At 47.7% G+C, this 17,890-nt stretch carries 15 protein-coding genes; 8 read left to right on the plus strand and 7 right to left on the minus strand.

All coding sequences use genetic code 11. The features are described from left to right. The first annotated feature begins 7 nt into the window (after window positions 1–7). The 3 genes from J2X05_RS20620 (at window position 8) to moeA (ending at window position 6,765) form a co-directional block, all read left to right on the plus strand. Entirely contained in the window at window positions 8–2,812 is a 2,805-nt protein-coding gene (locus J2X05_RS20620; protein ID WP_374725287.1) for a glycoside hydrolase family 11 protein, read from the plus strand. Between the two features lie 247 nt (window positions 2,813–3,059). Then, a complete protein-coding gene (locus J2X05_RS20625) occupies window positions 3,060–5,495 on the plus strand; it encodes a patatin-like phospholipase family protein (RefSeq protein ID WP_310076241.1) in 2,436 nt (811 codons plus the stop codon). A 46-nt stretch (window positions 5,496–5,541) separates the two neighbouring features. Next, window positions 5,542–6,765, plus strand: a complete 1,224-nt coding sequence (gene moeA / locus J2X05_RS20630) for a molybdopterin molybdotransferase MoeA (RefSeq protein ID WP_310076243.1) — start codon at window positions 5,542–5,544, stop codon at window positions 6,763–6,765. 28 nt (window positions 6,766–6,793) lie between these two features. On the opposite strand, the gene J2X05_RS20635 is transcribed toward moeA, so the two are convergent. From J2X05_RS20635 to J2X05_RS20645, 3 genes are all read right to left on the minus strand, one after another. Next, window positions 6,794–7,066, minus strand: coding sequence for a hypothetical protein (locus J2X05_RS20635; RefSeq protein ID WP_310076244.1), 273 nt, complete (start codon window positions 7,064–7,066; stop codon window positions 6,794–6,796). After that, complete coding sequence (locus J2X05_RS20640; RefSeq protein WP_310076246.1) at window positions 7,063–7,431, minus strand: phage holin family protein; 369 nt, start codon at window positions 7,429–7,431, stop codon at window positions 7,063–7,065. Before J2X05_RS20640 ends, J2X05_RS20635 begins: the two co-directional genes overlap by 4 nt. 122 nt (window positions 7,432–7,553) lie before the next feature. Then, entirely contained in the window at window positions 7,554–7,910 is a 357-nt protein-coding gene (locus J2X05_RS20645; protein WP_310076247.1) for an ElaB/YgaM/YqjD family protein, read from the minus strand. Window positions 7,911–8,393: 483 nt separating this feature from the next. Between J2X05_RS20645 and J2X05_RS20650 the strand changes: the two genes are divergently transcribed. From J2X05_RS20650 to J2X05_RS20665, 4 genes are all read left to right on the plus strand, one after another. Continuing rightward, window positions 8,394–9,215, plus strand: a complete 822-nt coding sequence (locus J2X05_RS20650; RefSeq protein WP_310076249.1) for a BON domain-containing protein — start codon at window positions 8,394–8,396, stop codon at window positions 9,213–9,215. A gap of 37 nt (window positions 9,216–9,252) precedes the next feature. Further along, window positions 9,253–9,669 carry a DUF4398 domain-containing protein gene (locus tag J2X05_RS20655; protein ID WP_310076252.1) on the plus strand — a complete coding sequence of 139 codons (417 nt, stop codon included), beginning with the start codon at window positions 9,253–9,255 and terminating at the stop codon, window positions 9,667–9,669. Continuing rightward, window positions 9,666–10,532, plus strand: coding sequence for an OmpA family protein (locus tag J2X05_RS20660; protein ID WP_310076253.1), 867 nt, complete (start codon window positions 9,666–9,668; stop codon window positions 10,530–10,532). The genes J2X05_RS20655 and J2X05_RS20660 overlap by 4 nt, the downstream gene beginning before the upstream one ends. 72 nt (window positions 10,533–10,604) lie before the next feature. Continuing rightward, window positions 10,605–10,763, plus strand: a complete 159-nt coding sequence (locus J2X05_RS20665; RefSeq protein WP_310076255.1) for a DUF3309 family protein — start codon at window positions 10,605–10,607, stop codon at window positions 10,761–10,763. A gap of 360 nt (window positions 10,764–11,123) precedes the next feature. On the opposite strand, the gene J2X05_RS20670 is transcribed toward J2X05_RS20665, so the two are convergent. From J2X05_RS20670 to J2X05_RS20680, 3 genes are all read right to left on the minus strand, one after another. Beyond that, window positions 11,124–13,094 carry a catalase gene (locus J2X05_RS20670; protein WP_310076257.1) on the minus strand — a complete coding sequence of 657 codons (1,971 nt, stop codon included), beginning with the start codon at window positions 13,092–13,094 and terminating at the stop codon, window positions 11,124–11,126. Between the two features lie 545 nt (window positions 13,095–13,639). Continuing rightward, entirely contained in the window at window positions 13,640–13,990 is a 351-nt protein-coding gene (locus J2X05_RS20675; protein WP_310076259.1) for a BON domain-containing protein, read from the minus strand. A gap of 607 nt (window positions 13,991–14,597) precedes the next feature. After that, window positions 14,598–15,164: a ferritin-like domain-containing protein gene (locus tag J2X05_RS20680; RefSeq protein WP_310076261.1), complete on the minus strand. Its 567-nt coding sequence runs from the start codon at window positions 15,162–15,164 to the stop codon at window positions 14,598–14,600. Between the two features lie 214 nt (window positions 15,165–15,378). On the opposite strand from J2X05_RS20680, the gene J2X05_RS20685 reads away from it, so the two are divergent. Continuing rightward, window positions 15,379–16,107, plus strand: coding sequence for a Crp/Fnr family transcriptional regulator (locus J2X05_RS20685; RefSeq protein ID WP_310076263.1), 729 nt, complete (start codon window positions 15,379–15,381; stop codon window positions 16,105–16,107). A gap of 39 nt (window positions 16,108–16,146) precedes the next feature. Here J2X05_RS20685 and J2X05_RS20690 read toward each other — a convergent pair whose 3' ends face one another. Next, window positions 16,147–17,889 carry a diguanylate cyclase domain-containing protein gene (locus J2X05_RS20690; protein WP_310076266.1) on the minus strand — a complete coding sequence of 581 codons (1,743 nt, stop codon included), beginning with the start codon at window positions 17,887–17,889 and terminating at the stop codon, window positions 16,147–16,149. Window position 17,890 lies beyond the last annotated feature (1 nt).

Consider the following 17,890-nt stretch of genomic DNA (forward strand, 5'->3'; position numbering starts at 1 on the left):
ATTCCCAATGAAACTGACAACGCTAAAAAAAATGGTTTGCCTTTCGGTTTTGGGGCTCGCCACTTTGTGTTCCACCTCGGCAAATTCACAAACACTGAGCAGCAATTCCACTGGCACCAACAATGGATTTTTTTATTCATTCTGGAAAGATTCCGGCAGTGCAACCATGACCTTGTACGGCGGTGGCCGCTATGCCTCACAATGGAATAACAGCACGAATAACTGGGTGGGCGGTAAAGGCTGGCAGCCAGGCAACAGTTCCAGAACTATTAGCTACAGCGGCAATTACGGTGGCAGCAACAGCCAAAATACTTATCTTGCACTCTACGGTTGGACACGCAGTCCATTGATCGAATATTACGTGATTGAAAGTTACGGTTCGTACAATCCCGCGAGTTGTTCTGGTGGTACTGATTACGGCAGCTTCCAAAGCGATGGTGCAACCTATAACGTACGCCGTTGCTTGCGTACGCAACAGCCTTCTATCGATGGAACCCAAACCTTTTATCAATATTTCAGTGTAAGAAATCCTAAAAAGGGATTCGGCAATATTTCCGGCACCATTACGTTTGCGAACCACGCTAATTTTTGGGCGAGCAAAGGATTAAACCTGGGCAACCATGATTACCAGATCGTGGCGACTGAGGGTTATCAAAGCACCGGTAGTTCCGACATCACCGTTAGCCAAGGCCCTATCAATGGAGGCAGCAGCAGTGTTGCGAATAACTCTTCAAGCGCGAATAGCAGCGCCACAAGTATTGGCGCAGGTAGCGTTGTCGTACGCGCACGCGGTGTTACTGGAACAGAACATATTTATCTCAGAGTGGGCGGCGTGAATGTTGGCAACTGGACGTTAACCACCAGTTACCAAAATTATGTTTACACCGGTGCTGCATCCGGCGATATCAACATCGAGTACGACAATGATTCTGGCAGCCGCGATGTGCAAGTCGATTACATCCAGGTGAATGGTGAAACTCGCCAAGCGGAAGATATGACTTACAACACTGCGCTTTACGCGAATGGGGCTTGCGGTGGCGGTGGCAATAGTGAATTGATGCACTGCAATGGAGTTATTGGATTTGGTTCAACCACAGATTGTTTCAGCGGAAACTGTGGTGGAGGTATTAGCAGCACTGCGAGCAGCATCAACGCCACAAGCAGCGCACGCAGTAGTATCACAGCAACCAGCAGCAGTGTTGTCACTACAAGCAGCAGCGCAAATCAATGCCAATGTAACTGGTACGGTACTTTGTACCCAAGTTGTATAACTACGCAGAGCGGTTGGGGCTGGGAAAATAACAAAAGCTGCATCAGCAATACCACCTGTAACAGCCAGCCGACGAATCAGGGCGGCCTAGTGTGTAACGCCGCCAGCTCGGTAAGAAGTTCGTCCAGTGCGATCAGTTCATCTCGCTTCAGCAGTTCATCAAGCGTGATGAGTTCGTCCAGTGTGCTTAGCTCATCAAGTTCAAGCCGCGTTTCCAGCTCGAGCAGTTCACGCGCGGCAGAAACATTTGTCTATGCCATCAACGCAGGAAATTCATCGGCGGCAACATTAAATGGCGTCGTGTATCAGCCTGATCGCTTTGCGTCTGGCGGTACAACACAAACGGTGACGGATGGAATTGCGGGAGTGACGGAAGATGCACTTTATCAATCCGAACGTTACGGCACCTACAGTTATGAAATTCCGGTGAGCAATGCTACTTATAATGTTGTGCTGCATTTTGCCGAGCTGTATCACAACGGCGCAGGCGCGCGCGCATTTAATATCAGTGTTGAAGGGCAAGCTGTACTTTCCGATTTTGATTTATTCGGTTTGGTTGGCCGTAACACTGCCTATGATCAACGCGTTAATAATATCGCCGTGACCGATGGCAAGCTGACAATCAACCTTACAACAATTGTCGATAACGCCACCCTCAGCGGATTTGCGATTTATTCAACCAATGGCGGAACCTTCACCGGCTCAACCGAACCCGAATGCACTACCGCAGATCGTCAGACACCCACTGCCATCGACTACAACAGAGCGGTAACACGGCAAGAACAAAAGAATCCACCATCGGGTGCTTTTGGTTATGCCATCGAACATGCAACGCAAACCTTATCGAATCACACGATTTATCGCCCGGATTTGAGCCGTGCGAATAATATTCCGATTGTGGTGTGGGGTAACGGCGCTTGCTCGAATGTCGGTACCGAACAAGCCGATTTCCTGTTGCAAATTGCGTCCAATGGCTATCTGGTTATCGCCAATGGCGGACCTTTTGGTTCAGGCTCCAACGACCAACATGAAACAGAACTTGTCAAGGCAATTGATTGGGCGGTGAAAGAAAACAGCCGCAAGTGCAGTCAGTATTACGGCAAACTTAATGTCGATAAAATTGCGACTATGGGTTGGTCCTGTGGTGGTGGTATGGCGCACTTCGCTGCGGTAGACCCACGTGTGGATACCGCTGTTGCATTGAACAGCGGCCTCGGTATTTACGGCGATAGATTCAGTTACTACCCGCGCTTCCACTCACCCATCGCCATTTTTAACGGCGACTCACGCGATGTTGCTTACAATCCAGGATTACAGGAATACAGCGAAGTGAACAATGTCCCTGTGTATCACGCCAATTATCCACAAGGCCATGGCGATGCCTATTTTCAGGATAACGGTGGCGAATTCGGGATAGTTGCCGTAGGTTGGTTAAATTGGATGTTAAAAGATGACCTGACGGGTTCAGGTAAAGGTATGTTCATCGGGACTAACTGCCGCTTGTGTCGCTCGCCTTGGGTGAGCAAATACAAAGGGTTTTAATCCGGAACATCACACCCACTAACAACGCCCCGCAGCCAAGCTGCGGGGCGTTTTTGCAACTATATGCCCCGTGTTAAACCTGCCCGGTTCACAAACTCATACAACAAAAATAACCCTGCGCCAGACTTGTATTGCCCCCCGCTTATCGCATAAGGTCACCCCTTCCAAAATCCCGCATTACTGCCTTATTCGCCCCGGCTTATTAAGAGGCGCATAACGCTTTCATAATAAAAAGGAAATTCTCACCATGAATGAAGACCTAAAGATCGAAAAATTTCAGGAGGAAGTTTTCCCGCAGGAGCTGTTAGAAGTGGCAAAACGGCGAGCTAATCGCGCTGAAAACCAGAGTGCAGACTCCCTGAAAAATACTTTTACCACCGACAATGATCTGGTTGGACTTGCCTGCTCCGGCGGCGGTATTCGCTCTGCATCATTTTGTTTGGGCGTGATCCAACATCTCATCAGCCACAAGCTTTTTTCCAAAATCGATTATCTGTCCACTGTGTCCGGCGGTGGTTACATTGGCAGTTGTGTCAGTGCGCTGGCCAAAGATAATTCAGACAATCTACATCTGTTAACCGATAAAAATGGCCGCAATGAACCCGATGCCTTGAACCATATTCGCAATTACAGCGAATATCTGCGCGCGGGTGGATTTATGAATGGCCTTAGGACCCCCGTTTTATTTGTAGAAGGGGTACTGCGCAGCGTATTGACCTTTTTTCCGCTCGTTATTCTGGCGGTATTTGCCACCGAATTATTTTTGGAAATGATTGGCCACTTCAGCGCGGAAATTCAATTTTTCTTTCCGCTGCTGCTGGGAATATTACCGCTGATTGGCGGTTTTATACTTCGTCCTTTGTATAAAGATAAGCTGAGCTGGTGCGGGCGCGACCGCGCCGATGGCCGTTTGGTCATCTACACCGTCATCGCACTCACTGCGATTTTAACAATCCCGCTGCTGCATTTCCTGCGCAATATTGTTGGCTACAACGCCACCACTTTATTGATCGATATTAATCACTTTGTAAAAACCCAAGCCAATGGCATCGCCATCACCGGTGTGGTGCTATTGCTGGCATTTGTGGTGGGCTATATAAAACTACGGGCAAAATTAATTCTTATACTCAGCAGTTTGCTGGCGCCGGTATTGCTGGTATTAATCTATCTTTTCTTTTGCATCCAGGCAGTCAATTCGCCCTTCAGTTATCACCAGGGTGATAAATTGAGCGATAAAGTGGGCTTGAATTACGCAGGCAATGCGTCGGGAGTACTCGACTACTATGAGCAAAACATCGCCTACCAGCCCTATGTGTTTGATGCCGCCGTTGCAGCGCAACTGCAGACATTGCTATTGCCGATCCTCACGAGCAAATATATTGATACCCAAGGCTGTGCAGTAACCGCTTATGGCAATAACACTATTCATTTTGATTGCCCACCCACACACTGGACACATATTTTTACTACCGAAAGACAAGCTGAAATCGACGTAGTAATTGCCGATGAGCTAAGTCTGGGTTTTCTACTACGCCAAATGGGATGGGAGAAATTGGCCAGCGCGTTACACCTGCCCGCCAACAAAACCATGCTGCGTGTTAACCAATTGCAATTGTCACGCGGGCATGCCGAATGGTGGATTTATCTGATGGGGCTGGCCGTGTGGCTGTACAACTTTATCTGCATCAGTATTAACCGTTTTTCATTGCATCCATTCTATCGCGATAGGTTGAGCCGCACTTTTTTAATTAGCCCAAAAGATAAAAAGCTTGTACACGTTGATCAATTAAAAATGAGCGAGTTGAACGGCGCCAACAGTAGCGCGCCCTATCACATCATTAATACCACATTAAATTTACAGGGCAGCTCCAACCCACAATTGCGCTCGCGCCGGTCAATCCCTTTTATTTTGACCAAGCATTATTGCGGCAGCGATTTTACCGGTTACTGCCCCACTACCGCATTGGAGACAGCAGACAAACACTTTAACCTGGGCACCGCTGTGGCTATTTCAGCAGCGGCGGTTTCACCCAACATGGGTGTGGGCACTATTAATCCATTGCGCTTTTTGCTTACCCTGTTAAACCTGCGCTTGAATTATTGGTTGCCCAACCCCGGGAAATTCAACCAAAAAGGAAAAAAATATAATTTCCGTTTCCGCCCACCAGGGTTGCCCTATTTGATACGGGAAGCGTTCGGATTTGCCAGCGAGCGCACCGCTTATATCAATTGTTCCGACGGTGGGCATTTGGAAAACTTAGGGGTTTACGAATTGCTCAAGCGGCAATGTAAAACCATTATTTGTATTGACGCTGAAGCGGATCCCACATTAGCTTTCGCTGGCCTCATTACATTGCAGCGTTACGCCGCAATTGATTTCGGGATCAATATTAAATTGGATGTGTCCGCCATACGTCCGGCTGATCGCATCTCCGCCAGTAATTTTGCTGAAGGTATTATTGAATACAGCAACGGCGAGATTGGGCGCTTGTTGTATTTGAAGCTGGCATTTACCGGGCGCGAACCGGAATATTTGCATTACTATCGCAATGCCAATCCCCTGTATCCACACGAAGCGACCAGCGACCAATATTTTGAAGAAACCCAATTTGAGGTTTATCGTGCACTGGGGCATTTTGTGGCGCATTCTGCAGCGGATAACCTGAAGAATTTGCTGCGCTAAATTTATTGCAACGACACTCAATCTACATCCAGTACAGGAGCAAACTGTGGATCACTGCGTTCAACCCGGCCTGCTGCCAATCGAAGAGGCACTCGCGCGTATTTGCAATCAATTAAATCCCGTGCAGGAAGTTGAGACGATTGGGTTGCACTCTGCATTGGATCGTGTGCTGGCTGCACCTATTACCGCTCCGATCAACGTCCCTGCTGGCGATAATTCCGCGATGGACGGCTACGCCCTGCGCACGCAGGATTGCACCGCAGCACTGAATGTTATCGGCCAGTCGCTCGCTGGCCATCCATTTACCGGCGCGCTCGGCAACAATCAAGCAGTGCGCATTATGACCGGGGCGTTAGTGCCCGCCGGTGCCGATACAGTGGTGATGCAGGAGAATGTGCAGCGCACTGGCGATCACATCACCCTCACACAATTGCCTGAAGCGGGCGAAAATATTCGGCGTGCAGGTGAGGACATTAAATCAGGTAGCCAGGTGTTAGCAGCAGGGCAGCGTTTATCTGCGCTGGATATTGGTTTGCTCGCATCGCTCGGAATAGCGCAAGTGACGGTGGTGCGCCGCCTGCGTGTGGCAATTGTCACCACCGGCGATGAATTGTTGCCCGCGGGCGCGACACCCGAGCAAGGGAAAATTTATGATAGCAATCGCCCCCTGCTCGCTGCGCTCTTAACACGCATGCCAATTGATCTGATCGATTTGGGAATAATTGCTGACGATCTACCCGCTCTGCGCAGCGCATTTACTACCGCCATGCAGTGGGCCGATGTGGTGATTTCTACCGGAGGCGTTTCGGTGGGCGATGCGGACTACACCAAAGATGTACTTGCAGAATTAGGTGAAATTGATTTTTGGAAAATTGCGATGAAACCGGGCAAGCCTTTTGCGTTTGGCCGCTTGGGGCAAGGTTGGTTTTTTGGTTTGCCGGGTAATCCGGTTTCTACTGCAGTGACTTATCACCAATTAGTTGTACCTGGCTTGCGCCATTTGGCGGGGGAGACAATCTCACCACCGCAAATGCTCAGCGCTATTGCCGGTCATGCATTAAAAAAACAACCGGGGCGCACCGATTTCCAACGCGGAATTCTCTCCAGCAATAACGGCATCACCACGGTGATTAGTGCAGGCTTGCAAAGCTCCGGCGTATTGAGCGCGATGGCGCAAGCCAATTGTTATATCCGCCTTGACGCGGAGCGCGGGTCGGTAGCGGAGGGGGAGACTGTTAACGTCATTCCCTTTGACAGGTTTATTCGCTAGGAAAACTTCCCTGATTATTTAAATTGTTCTACGGATTTTTATTTTTAAATAAGCGCAGCAAGGTAAAAGCATTTACCAAAAGACCCGGGTAGCGCACCGATAATTGCCGCACAGCAAGCTCAGTTAATAATTTCAAACCTGTGCGCCCAGAGAGAAAACGCATTGTGGCGCTGCGCGGGAACTGCTGTTCAGCAGCGGCAGATTCACACAACTGCTCAATAATTTGTTGCCTTTGGATACGTAATTGCTGCTGCAACAAACAGCGTCGTGCGCTCAGGCTTGGCTCAACAGGTAAACTCATAACTGGCTCCGTATTAGCGCCAAATCGGCGGCAACTTCCTCGCGCGTAGCAGCAAAAGTCGCTGAACCGCGTGCAGCAAGGCAAGTAAAACGATAAGCGCACACACCGAATCCCACAGTGTAAAGTGCAAGCATCACTGCGATTGTATGAATGCGATAGTCAGAAGTCCAGGTGAGTGCAATAGCAAAAATCCCGACAAACAACAGCGCACAAAATAGGAAGATGAACCCCAGCAGGGAAATAGCGAGCAACTGCTGTAACCGCTGCCGCTCTTCCGCCCACTCTACACTCATAAGCTGCCCATGCAGCTCCAGCCGGGTCATTACGATTTTAGCCATTGAGCGCAGGCGCTTAATTATTTCCATGGATGTTCTACTCCAATGTGTAATCACTCAAACGCGGTGACTAAGGGATATTGCACATCCTTGATATCAAAAAAAATGCATTCAAAAGAATGCATCCTTGTTAATCACTGCCGATGGAATATTTACGAGCGACGCGCCAACAAATAACCGAGCAACAAACCTACCGCAGCACTGGCACCTATGGCATTCCACGGCTGTTCATGTACGTAAGTATTAGTGGTTTCTGCAGTTTTACGTGCGCGATTAACAATTGTTTCGCCCATATCTTCTACAGTGGTTTTAGCTGATGCAATGCGTTGGTTCAATTTGGCTTTAGCGCGGTTTAATTCATCGCCAGTGAGATTGGTAGTCGCTTTAATGAGATCCTCTATGTCAGCCACAAAACTGTGAAACTCACGTGCAACACCTGAACTCGCGTCACCTACACTGGTGTCTTTGCTATTGGCGTTCGAAGCGGGATTATTTTGAGTAACTTGCATAATTAATTCCTAATAATAAGTTGTTTAAATAAGTATTCATTTCGTCCACCACAATCAGGTAATGCTCAATGCTTACCTCAACCGGGAACAGAATACTGATATTAATCCGCAAGCCCACCTTCGTCTGTTCGCCAGCGCACTCATCCGCTGCAATTCACCTAACCCGTTCGCCCAATCCATTTACCTATCCCATTTACCTATCCCATTTACTTATCCCATTTAACTAACCAATTCACCTAACCAATTCACCTAACCAATTCCCTTAACTAATAGCAGGGTGCGCCAGCGCACCGAAAAATGCGGCGCCCGCTGTTAACGTGTCTTTATCCGCTAATTCGCCTGTCCCACACACTGCAATTAAAGGTGTAGCCCAGAGAAGCTTCAACTGAAGGATCAGGTTATCCCCCCTACCTATTAATACGCATTTTTGTAGCGGCATAACCTTTCGATTTATTAACCCTAACCGGGTTCTTGGAGAAACACTTGAAAAACTCATTACATAAATTACTCACTCCCGCTGTCGCGTTTTCGCTGATCATTATGAGCAGCGCTTGTTTCTCCGCTACACCCTCGCAAGAGGTGGTTAATGCGCGTCAGGAAACACAGATCTGGACAACTTATGCACTCAGCCCTTATTTGCGCGCAAACGATATCAAAGTATCAGTTGATGCAGGCAAGGCAACTTTAACCGGTACCGTAGAAGAAGATGTGAATAAGGATTTGGCTACCGCCATCGCAAAAGGCGTAACCGGCATTAAAGATGTCGATAACAAAATTGAAGTGCTGGCCGATTACAAACCTGCCGCAACGGGACGCGGTTATGGTGATCACATTGATGACCTTACTATCACCAGCACCGTGAAATCAAAATTGCTGTGGAGTAAATACACCGATAGCCAATCCATTGAAGTGGAAACGAATGCTGGCAAGGTGACGCTCGTTGGCACCGCCGACACAGAAGAAGCTAAAGCGCTCGCTGGCCGTTTGGCAACCGGCACACACGGTGTTACATCGGTAGACAACAAACTCGTCGTCAATAAAACCCCCGGCGTTACCGGAATGGCCAAAGCATCCACGAAAGAAATGAGTAAAACCATTTCTGATAGCTGGATTACCACCAAACTGAAATCGACTTATATGTACTCGCGCAATGTGAATGGCTCTGACATCAACGTTAGCACCAACGCCGGTGTCGTCACCTTGAGCGGCAAACTCGATAGCGGTGTTGAACGCGCACTCGCCATTGAGCTTGCACAAAATATTCGCGGCGTAAAAAGCGTTCAATCAAAAGAATTGATTAATTAATCGCAACAAAACCGCCCACCCACTAAAGGTAAACATCATGAATCCATTAACACACACTACTACTGCCAGAGGTCCACGGATGTCAATCCTGCACCTCATGGCGCTAGGCACAAGCTTATTACTGCTCGCCGCTTGCGCATCAAAACCACTGCCACCAACGCAAGAAATTAGCGCTGCCGAACAATCCCTGACCGATGCAGAACAGGCGCGTGTTGCCGAATATGCATTACCGGAAATGCAGGAAGCGCGCGAACAATTGAGCGCTTCACGCGCGGCAGTATTAAAGGAAGATATGGTACTGGCAAAACGTTTGGCCCAGCAGGCGAGTATGAATATCAAACTCGCGGCCGCTAAAGCAGAACTTGCCAAAGCCGAAGAAGTGAATACGGATATGACTAAAAACATTGATGTTCTTAAAGAAGAAATGCAGCGTAAAACAGGGGATGCACAATGAAATCATTAAAACTGAACTCCACCAAAAACTCGCTGCGTTTGCGCACGCCGATATTGATCGCTTTCACCAGCCTGTTAATTCTAGGCGGTTGCGCCAGCGCACCTAAAACACCTGAGGGTGCCGTTGTTGCGCGTGAAAAACTCACGCAGCTGCAAAATGACCCGGCGCTCGCAAGCAAGGTGTCGGTCGCCATCCGCAACGCGGACACAGCCGTAAAAGAAGCGGAAATTCCGCGTAAAGATAAAGCGCTCTCTGACCACTTGGTGTTTGTTGCTGCGCATGAAGTAGATGTCGCCTGGGCGCAAGCCAAAACGCGACAACTGGAAGACCAGCGCGCCGGCTTGACTGAACAACGCAATACTGAGCGATTGGATTCGCGCACCCGTGAAGCCGATCGCGCGCAGGACGCCGCTGAACAAGCCCGTCTGGATGCCGATATGGCACGCGAAGACAGCGATGCATTGCGTCGCCAAATTGCCGAGCTGAATGCAAAAGAAACCGAACGCGGTTTAGTGGTGACACTGGGCGATATGCTGTTTGAAACCGGCAATTCACAATTGAAAGGCAATGCGGCAGAAAACCTGGCGAAATTATCCAGCTTTCTTAAAGCCTATCCTGAGCGCACGCTGATGATTGAAGGCCACACCGACAACGTGGGCAGTGAAGAGAGTAATTTATCGCTCTCGCAACGCCGCGCCGAATCAGTTCGCACCTATCTATTAGAGCAAGGCATCAGTACCAGTCGCCTGGGCGCTTATGGCAAGGGAGAAAATTCACCCGTCGCAAGCAACGATTCAGTTTCCGGGCGCGCATTGAATCGCCGCGTGGAAGTGATCATCGCGAATGCAACAGCTGCACAATAAAACACTCGCCTGATCGATGCACTAACATCGGTCAGGTGAGACTATTCATTATTAAAAATTGAGGAAAAGTATATGAGCGTAGGAACGATTTTATTAATTGTGTTGATTTTAATGTTGATAGGTGCGATTCCCAGTTGGCCGCACAGCCGCAGCTGGGGCTATGGCCCGAGTGGTGGTTTAGGTTTGGTGGTAGTGATCATACTGGTATTGGTATTAATGGGTCGACTGTAATATTTTTGGAGGCAAATGCACCATGTTTCGGCAAAGTTTTTTCAATCGCTATCCGCGTATGGTTCTTAGCCTTATTACAATAATGACGTTAGGTATTATCGGCTTGGGGATTCTGGCGCTTAGCGCTGGATACCTTGGTTAATCCAGCACTCGATTATTGTCATTCTGTATCTCGTTTATTGTTTGAATATTTATCTCCGTTTTTATTTTTATCTGCTTATCAATATTTTAAATTCCATTCTGGTTGTGCATTGACTTGCTCCGAGCGCAACAGCATACCCAAGCGATACATTCGCAGTAAGTGGTAAAAAAAATGTGCGCATGGGCTAAGCCCAGCGCACATTACTTGACGGTTATTTATCAGGCGACTATGGCACCCATATCTGGACGTTCACTAAAACGGTGAGCGGCTACGGCATCGATAAATGACCTCACAAAATCGTCGGTTGGCGTATTGGGACCAGCGGTAATAACACCTGGCCCTTTAAATACATCCGACATGACTGATGAGCGCGCTGCACGAGTAATTAACATACCGCCCTCGTTGCTCGCAGCGATTGCCTTGCCATGCTTATAAGCTTCTTTGACAAACAGCACTGCGTTGGCATCCTTACAGAGAGCTTCAACACTACGGTGCCCACCGGGAATGTAGACTGCATCGAACATCACCGACCCGACGGTGGCGAGGCTCTTATCAATCTGCAGCGCACGCCCCTGACTGCATTTAACTTCACCAAGGCGCGAGCCAATTATTTTTACACTTGCGCCACCGGCCACCAATTCCTCGCGCAATGCAATGAGGCGCGCACCTTCGAATCCATTGCCAACCAATACCGCAACACACCGACCGACGAGAACATTCTTGCGTGTGTGCGCCATACTCAATGACGACTCTATAAATTCAATGTTCGCAACCGATAAAGATTCAGAGACCGGCAGAGTGATCCCCAAACCCTCAGCGACACGTGCAGCCAATGTGTTATCTACCTGCATCAGGTTAGCCACCATGCGTTCGCGTATTTCTGGCACGCTCACCTTGGCCAATTCAAAACAAAATGCCGCAACCATATGGTTCTGCTCCCACGCTGACTGGCTGCGCCAAAACAGCGCGGCTTGCGTAAAGCGGTCACTGAATAATTGATTGGTTGCCAGTTTTTTTTCACTTGATAGCGTTTCTGGAAAGTTAACAGGATCGCCGACCGCCAAATATTTTTGCATTGGGTTTTCAACGGAATAAAGTTCGCAACTTGAGCTGTCGGAATTCCTGAATGCGCGCAACTGGATATCGCGTTTAAGCTTATCAATCATCGTACGCGAACGGTTAAGTGGTAATTCTGTAAAATTGGCGCTGCAAAGACGCGACATTTGTATATCGGAATCAGAAAATGCTTTTACGGAGTGTTCGTTATTGAGTTCAATTCCAGGAACCAGATTGTCTGTATGAAAAGCTACCTGCTCAATTTCATCAAAATAGTTTTCCGGATTTTGGTTCAGAGTGAGCTTGCCGACAATACGCACAGGCACCAGGGATTCCGGAATCAATTTAGTCGCATCCTGCAGATCAAAATCAAATTTGTAGCGATCTTCTTCCAGAACTATCTGCAAACCCAATTCCCATTCGGGAAAGTGCCCTTGATCGATTAACTCCCACAGATGGCGCAAATGAAAATCAGCATCCTTGGCTGCCAGTTTTACCGCCTCATCCCACACCAATGAATGCACTCCCAGCACTGGCTTCCAATGAAATTTCACCCAATAGGATTTGCCGCGCGCGTTAACAAAGCGAAACGTATGCACACCAAAACCTTCCATCATGGCGAAGCTGCGCGGCAGCGCGCGATCCGACATAGTCCACATAACTTTATGCATGGATTCCGGGTTCAGTGAAATAACATCCCAAAATCGGTTATGCGCGGATGAAACATGGGGCGCCTGGTTATCCGTTTCCGGTTTTGCCGCGTGAATCAGGTCGGCGAAGGTTGCACCATACTGGCTATACATCACCGGCAGGTTACTGCCGACTAAATCAAAATTCCCCTCACCAGTAAAGAAGCGCACCGCAAAACCACGCGGAGTGCGCGTGCAGTCACCCGAACCACGCACGCTGGCAAGGGTAGAAAAACGTACAAAGACCGGGGTAGTAGTGGCAGGGTCCTGTAGAAACACTGCTTTGGTGTATTGACATTGGGACTCATACAGCTGAAATATTCCATGCGCCGCTGCAGCACGGGTATTGATTCTGCGTTCGGGCTCAAAACGCATTATTTTTTCGCTCAATGCGTGCCCTTCAACCATCTTGATTGCCTGGGTATCACCCTTGAAATTTGCCATTCAACTATCCTCGTAGAAACTTTTAATGCCACGCTCTTCATACCAAACAGTTAAAATCAAATAAGGCAAAAAAACATTCCTAGTGTAAAAATATCCAGATTCAAATAATGCCTGATATTCATATTACAAACTGATGTGCCAAATTATCGCGTCTACCCGATAAAATCGGCATTTTTTAACTAAAAACTTTTAAAAAAACCGTGATTGGCATCGCGAAAAAAATTAACTAATAATTAATAAAATCCGCTAGTGAAAACCGTTGCGATAGTAACAGCAACATATGAACAAAATAAGAAACACATCTGCAAATGTGATTGTACTCACACCACTGTAAATCAAATGAATTAGAACTGCAGAATCCATAAAATAATGGCGTTTAAGAAAGACCATCCACATCGCACAATGTGCAACGAGACGATAAAAAGAAATGAAATCTGTGCGGTATCATCCAATCCAACTATTTTTCCAAACAAAAATCCTGCATTCAGCTTTGATTCAGAAAACAATTAAAAACTTCAATATTGTCACCGAAAAATACATTTGCCTTAATTTTGCTCTTTTATCCCCAGCACATCTTCCACTGACTCAACACCTGCCACGCCCCTTGCAGTTCTTACGGCGAGATCATGCTGTGCTTGATTATCCACAATGCCGCGTAAACTCACCTCACCATTGCTAACCATTACGGCAATATCAACATCAGCCAAGGATTCTTGCTCGGCCAGTGCTACTTTTACGGCGTGCGCCAATTCCATATCGACTACCTCTGCAGTCACACTGGCCAGAGTATCTTCTGAGCTGACAATACCCTCAGATTTATCGCAACCACAAAATCCCATTACCAATACGGCAATAACGGCTACATTCAAACCCAGTGATCGCTGCCGCTTGGTCATTTAATGTTATCTCCATTTACCGTTAACGAGTCATCGCAGAGGCAAGCATTAGACTACCTGACTCGTCGGTTTTCCGTGCGATACCGAACCCAAGGCACATATCTTGATGCCATTTGAGGCTATTGCTATATATCTTTCCTGCATAATTGGATGTAGCCTAGGGCTGCAGGACTCCTTTTCCCAATCCGCGAGAACTATCATGAGCAAAGCACAAGACAGCAAAAAGGAAACCAAGAAACCCGCCGCTAAGACAGCAAAAGAAAAACAGGAAGCAAAAAAGGCCAAGAAAGCAGAGAATGCACGTAAAGAGTTTTAATCGTGCTATTTAGCGATGCCAATTATTTATGTGCGCGCTACAGAAATTCTTGAACGATATATCTAGCATTCGAATAAAGAAGAGCAGACTAATGTCATTCGCATTAGCCTGCATTCCATTTAAACTTACGGCTGCAAATACTCGCGCTCGGATTCGCTGCAAAAAAAGTAACCGGCAGTGTGAGGGCAGTCAGTAGTTAAGCCGTATATTACAAAAGCAAAAAAAAGTACGCCTACAACAGCTACTGCTATTTTTAATCCTTTTGTCAGATGCATTGTCAGCTCCGGTTTTTCAGTTGATAACAAACTCACTTACGTTTGATTTAGGGAAATCATCTAACCAATCCGCCAACTCATCTGCATGCGACTCTTCCATTGCTAAAATTTCCTCGAGCATACGGCTGGTGGTAGGATCGTCATTACCAAGGTATTGGATCAGGTCGCGATAGCTGTCAATCGCAACACGCTCGGCGATCAAATTCTCCCTGATCATTTCAACCAAAGAATTGGCAGAAGCAAACTTGACATGGCTGCGTGTATTAAGTCCATCGGGTGAAAAGTTTGGCTCGCCTCCCAATTGCACAATACGCGCAGCGATCATATCGGCGTGCGCCAATTCTTCGCTAGCGTGCACTAAAAATTCCTGTGCAATACCTTTGGCGTGAATGCCACGCGCCATGAAGTGATGTGAGCGATAGCGCAGCACACAAATCAATTCAGTTGCCAAGGCTTCATTGAGATAATAAAGAACCTCATCAACATTAGCGGAATAACCTGCAGTAACCGCACCCTGCTCTAAATTCTCCAGCGCTTGATCGCGCAAGCTTTCTACAATGTTTTCATTGGGTTTAATTTTCATGATCATATTTCCTGAAGATGTACCCCAGCTTGCCCTGCGGAAAATACTGAGTCGGTGCGCAACCGCACAAACGAGGTCTCAATAGCGACAAACAGGTGCTTTGTGGTGTACCGAACAGAGGTATGTGAATTGATTCGACAAACTAGGGAAGCGAGATTGTACGGCACCTGTCTCGCGCCCTTGTTGGCGCCGCAGTGCTATATGGAAGAATTAAATGCACCAGCCATCGGACTCGCAAAAACCACAGCCATTGGAACCAGCAACCAACCGATTATTGCAAGGATTGCCACCAAAATTGCGCGATCATTTACTCAACTCTTGTGAACTGGTTAATCTACAATTTGGCACGATTTTGTGCGAAGCAGAACGTCCGTTTAAATACGTGTACTTCCCTCTTACAGCATTTATTTCTTTAGTTACCCTTATTGACGGGCATCAACCGCTTGAGGTGGGTTTAATCGGCAATGAAGGTATGCTGGGCTCAACATTGTCACTGGGTATTCCCACTGCGCCACTGCGCGCCCTTGTGCAAGGTTCGGGCAAATCATTGCGCCTGAGTGCGGCACAATTGCGCCGCGAACTTCATGCGGCACCGGCACTGGTTAACCAATTGAACAGTTATGTGTATGTGCAGCATGAACAATTAGCAAAAACAACAGCATGTATTCATTTCCATGAAACAGAACCGCGGCTCGCACGTTGGTTATTAATGACGCATGACCGCACACATGCTGACCAATTGCATTTAACACAGGAATTCCTTGCAGATATGCTCGGTGTACGTCGCAGTAGCGTTACCGTCGCGGCAGGTGCTTTACAAACGAAAAAAATAATCCACTACAGTCGAGGCGAAATAATAATTCTCGACCGCAAAGGTTTGGAATCTGCAGCCTGCGAATGCTACAACATGATGATTCGGGATTATGAAAATATATTTTCATAAGGAATGGCACAGCAAACCTGCAAACAATCTTTAATGACTTTAACCACTTCGCGCGATTGGGCATGGATTAGATGGGCTTATATCAGCGCGGTAAAACTGGTAATTATTTCGCCCATAGGTTTTAGCGCAATACATAGCAGCATCCGCGTGTTGAAATAAACTCTCCACATCGTTGCCATCGTCAGGATAGATGCTCACACCAATACTCAAGGTCACGTCTAATTCACACTCATGGATAGTATGTGGTGCTGCAAATGCAGTAATCAGTTTTTCGGCAACTTGTGCTGCATCCTGACGTTGAGCTATTTCTGTCAGCAATACTACAAACTCATCCCCTCCCTGACGGCACACAGTATCGGTAGCACGCACAACATCCGTCATACGTTTTGCAACTGACTGCAGTAATTTGTCACCTACAGCATGACCGAGCGTGTCGTTGACAAGCTTAAAGTTATCCAAATCTATAAACAGTAGTGCGACTTGCTTTTTCTTGCGCTGGGCTAACCCCACTGCACGGGTTAAACGTTCGGTCAGGAGTGCGCGGTTAGCGAGTCCGGTAAGGAAATCGTGCTGCGCCATATGCAACATTTTTTGTGCCATTGCGCGCGTTTCGCTGACATCGTGAAACACAATGACCGCACCTGTCACCTGGTTATCGCGGTTGTGTATAGGAGCAATCGAATCTTCGATAGGTGATTCAGTACCGTCTCGACGCACCAGCAAACAATTCGTCGGCAACTTTACGGTGGTATCCGCTGTAAGTGCGCGTGCGATAGGATTTTCTGGCGTCTTGCGCGTTTCAGCGTCGATTAGGGTAAACACTTTTTCCAGCGGCAACCCCAAGGCATCTTTTAGCGTCCAGCCCGTCATTGTTTCTGCAACACGATTTAAATAACTGACTTTACCGGCAAGATTAGTGGTAAGCACACCATCGCCTATCGAATTCAAGGTAACCTGCGCGCGCTCTTGCTGCTCAAAAACTGTTTCTTCCGATAAACGCAAAATCATCTCAATGGATTTTCGGTCGCTGATATCTTCGACAATTTGCACAAAACCTTGCGATTTTTTTCCTTCGCCACCTGTACGAATTGCAGCGGCATTTAAACGTGTCCAGATTACTGATTTATCTTTACGCAAAAAACGCACTTCGGCGATAAAAGGGGTTTGGCAGCGCACCGCATCGCCCCACTCTGAAATAGCCTGCAAGCGATCATCAGGATGAATGGCGCTGGTCCAATTAGTACCGAGCGTCTCCTCAAGGGTTTGCCCGGAGATGGTGTGATAAGCGGCGTTAGTGTAAATGCAGTTTCCCTGTGCATCCGACACAAAAATGCCGAGCGGCGATGCATCGCTCATCGCCCGAAAACGTTCATCGCTTTCATGCAATGCGATACGCGATACTTTTCGCTCCAAAATATATTTCAGCGCACGCGGTAGCCAATGTGCATCGATATGACCTTTAGCAAAATAATCGTGTGCTCCGCGCTTCATGGCCGCGCGCATTAACTTGTCATCACTCGCCGCGCTCAACACTAAAATCAACGCATCAGGTGCAGCAGCAATCACTTTATCGAATACATCCAAACCTTTGCCGTCGGGTAGCGCAAGATCCAGCAAAATAACCTCAATGGAGTTTTGAGCAAGATGCTTCAACGCATCTGCAAGTGAGGTCACCCACTCCACCATAAACGCAGTGCCGTCGTCGCGCAGCGCATCTTTTATCAATTTGGCATCAGCGGGATTGCTTTCAATTAGCAATAAATGGGTCGCGGGGATCATCATG

Source organism: Cellvibrio fibrivorans, from assembly GCF_031457055.1.
GTDB lineage: Bacteria > Pseudomonadota > Gammaproteobacteria > Pseudomonadales > Cellvibrionaceae > Cellvibrio > Cellvibrio fibrivorans.

What these genes read in the sequence shown, in the direction of transcription:
- J2X05_RS20645 (WP_310076247.1), bottom strand. Translation starts at nt 7,910, where the DNA reads ATGCAAGTTACTCAAAATAATCCCGCTTCGAACGCCAATAGCAAAGAC.
- J2X05_RS20620 (WP_374725287.1), top strand. Translation starts at nt 8, where the DNA reads ATGAAACTGACAACGCTAAAAAAAATGGTTTGCCTTTCGGTTTTGGGG.
- J2X05_RS20685 (WP_310076263.1), top strand. Translation starts at nt 15,379, where the DNA reads ATGCACCAGCCATCGGACTCGCAAAAACCACAGCCATTGGAACCAGCA.
- J2X05_RS20655 (WP_310076252.1), top strand. Translation starts at nt 9,253, where the DNA reads ATGAATCCATTAACACACACTACTACTGCCAGAGGTCCACGGATGTCA.
- J2X05_RS20635 (WP_310076244.1), bottom strand. Translation starts at nt 7,066, where the DNA reads ATGAGTTTACCTGTTGAGCCAAGCCTGAGCGCACGACGCTGTTTGTTG.
- J2X05_RS20675 (WP_310076259.1), bottom strand. Translation starts at nt 13,990, where the DNA reads ATGACCAAGCGGCAGCGATCACTGGGTTTGAATGTAGCCGTTATTGCC.
- J2X05_RS20625 (WP_310076241.1), top strand. Translation starts at nt 3,060, where the DNA reads ATGAATGAAGACCTAAAGATCGAAAAATTTCAGGAGGAAGTTTTCCCG.
- J2X05_RS20690 (WP_310076266.1), bottom strand. Translation starts at nt 17,889, where the DNA reads ATGATGATCCCCGCGACCCATTTATTGCTAATTGAAAGCAATCCCGCT.
- J2X05_RS20665 (WP_310076255.1), top strand. Translation starts at nt 10,605, where the DNA reads ATGAGCGTAGGAACGATTTTATTAATTGTGTTGATTTTAATGTTGATA.
- J2X05_RS20670 (WP_310076257.1), bottom strand. Translation starts at nt 13,094, where the DNA reads ATGGCAAATTTCAAGGGTGATACCCAGGCAATCAAGATGGTTGAAGGG.
- J2X05_RS20640 (WP_310076246.1), bottom strand. Translation starts at nt 7,431, where the DNA reads ATGGAAATAATTAAGCGCCTGCGCTCAATGGCTAAAATCGTAATGACC.
- J2X05_RS20660 (WP_310076253.1), top strand. Translation starts at nt 9,666, where the DNA reads ATGAAATCATTAAAACTGAACTCCACCAAAAACTCGCTGCGTTTGCGC.
- J2X05_RS20680 (WP_310076261.1), bottom strand. Translation starts at nt 15,164, where the DNA reads ATGAAAATTAAACCCAATGAAAACATTGTAGAAAGCTTGCGCGATCAA.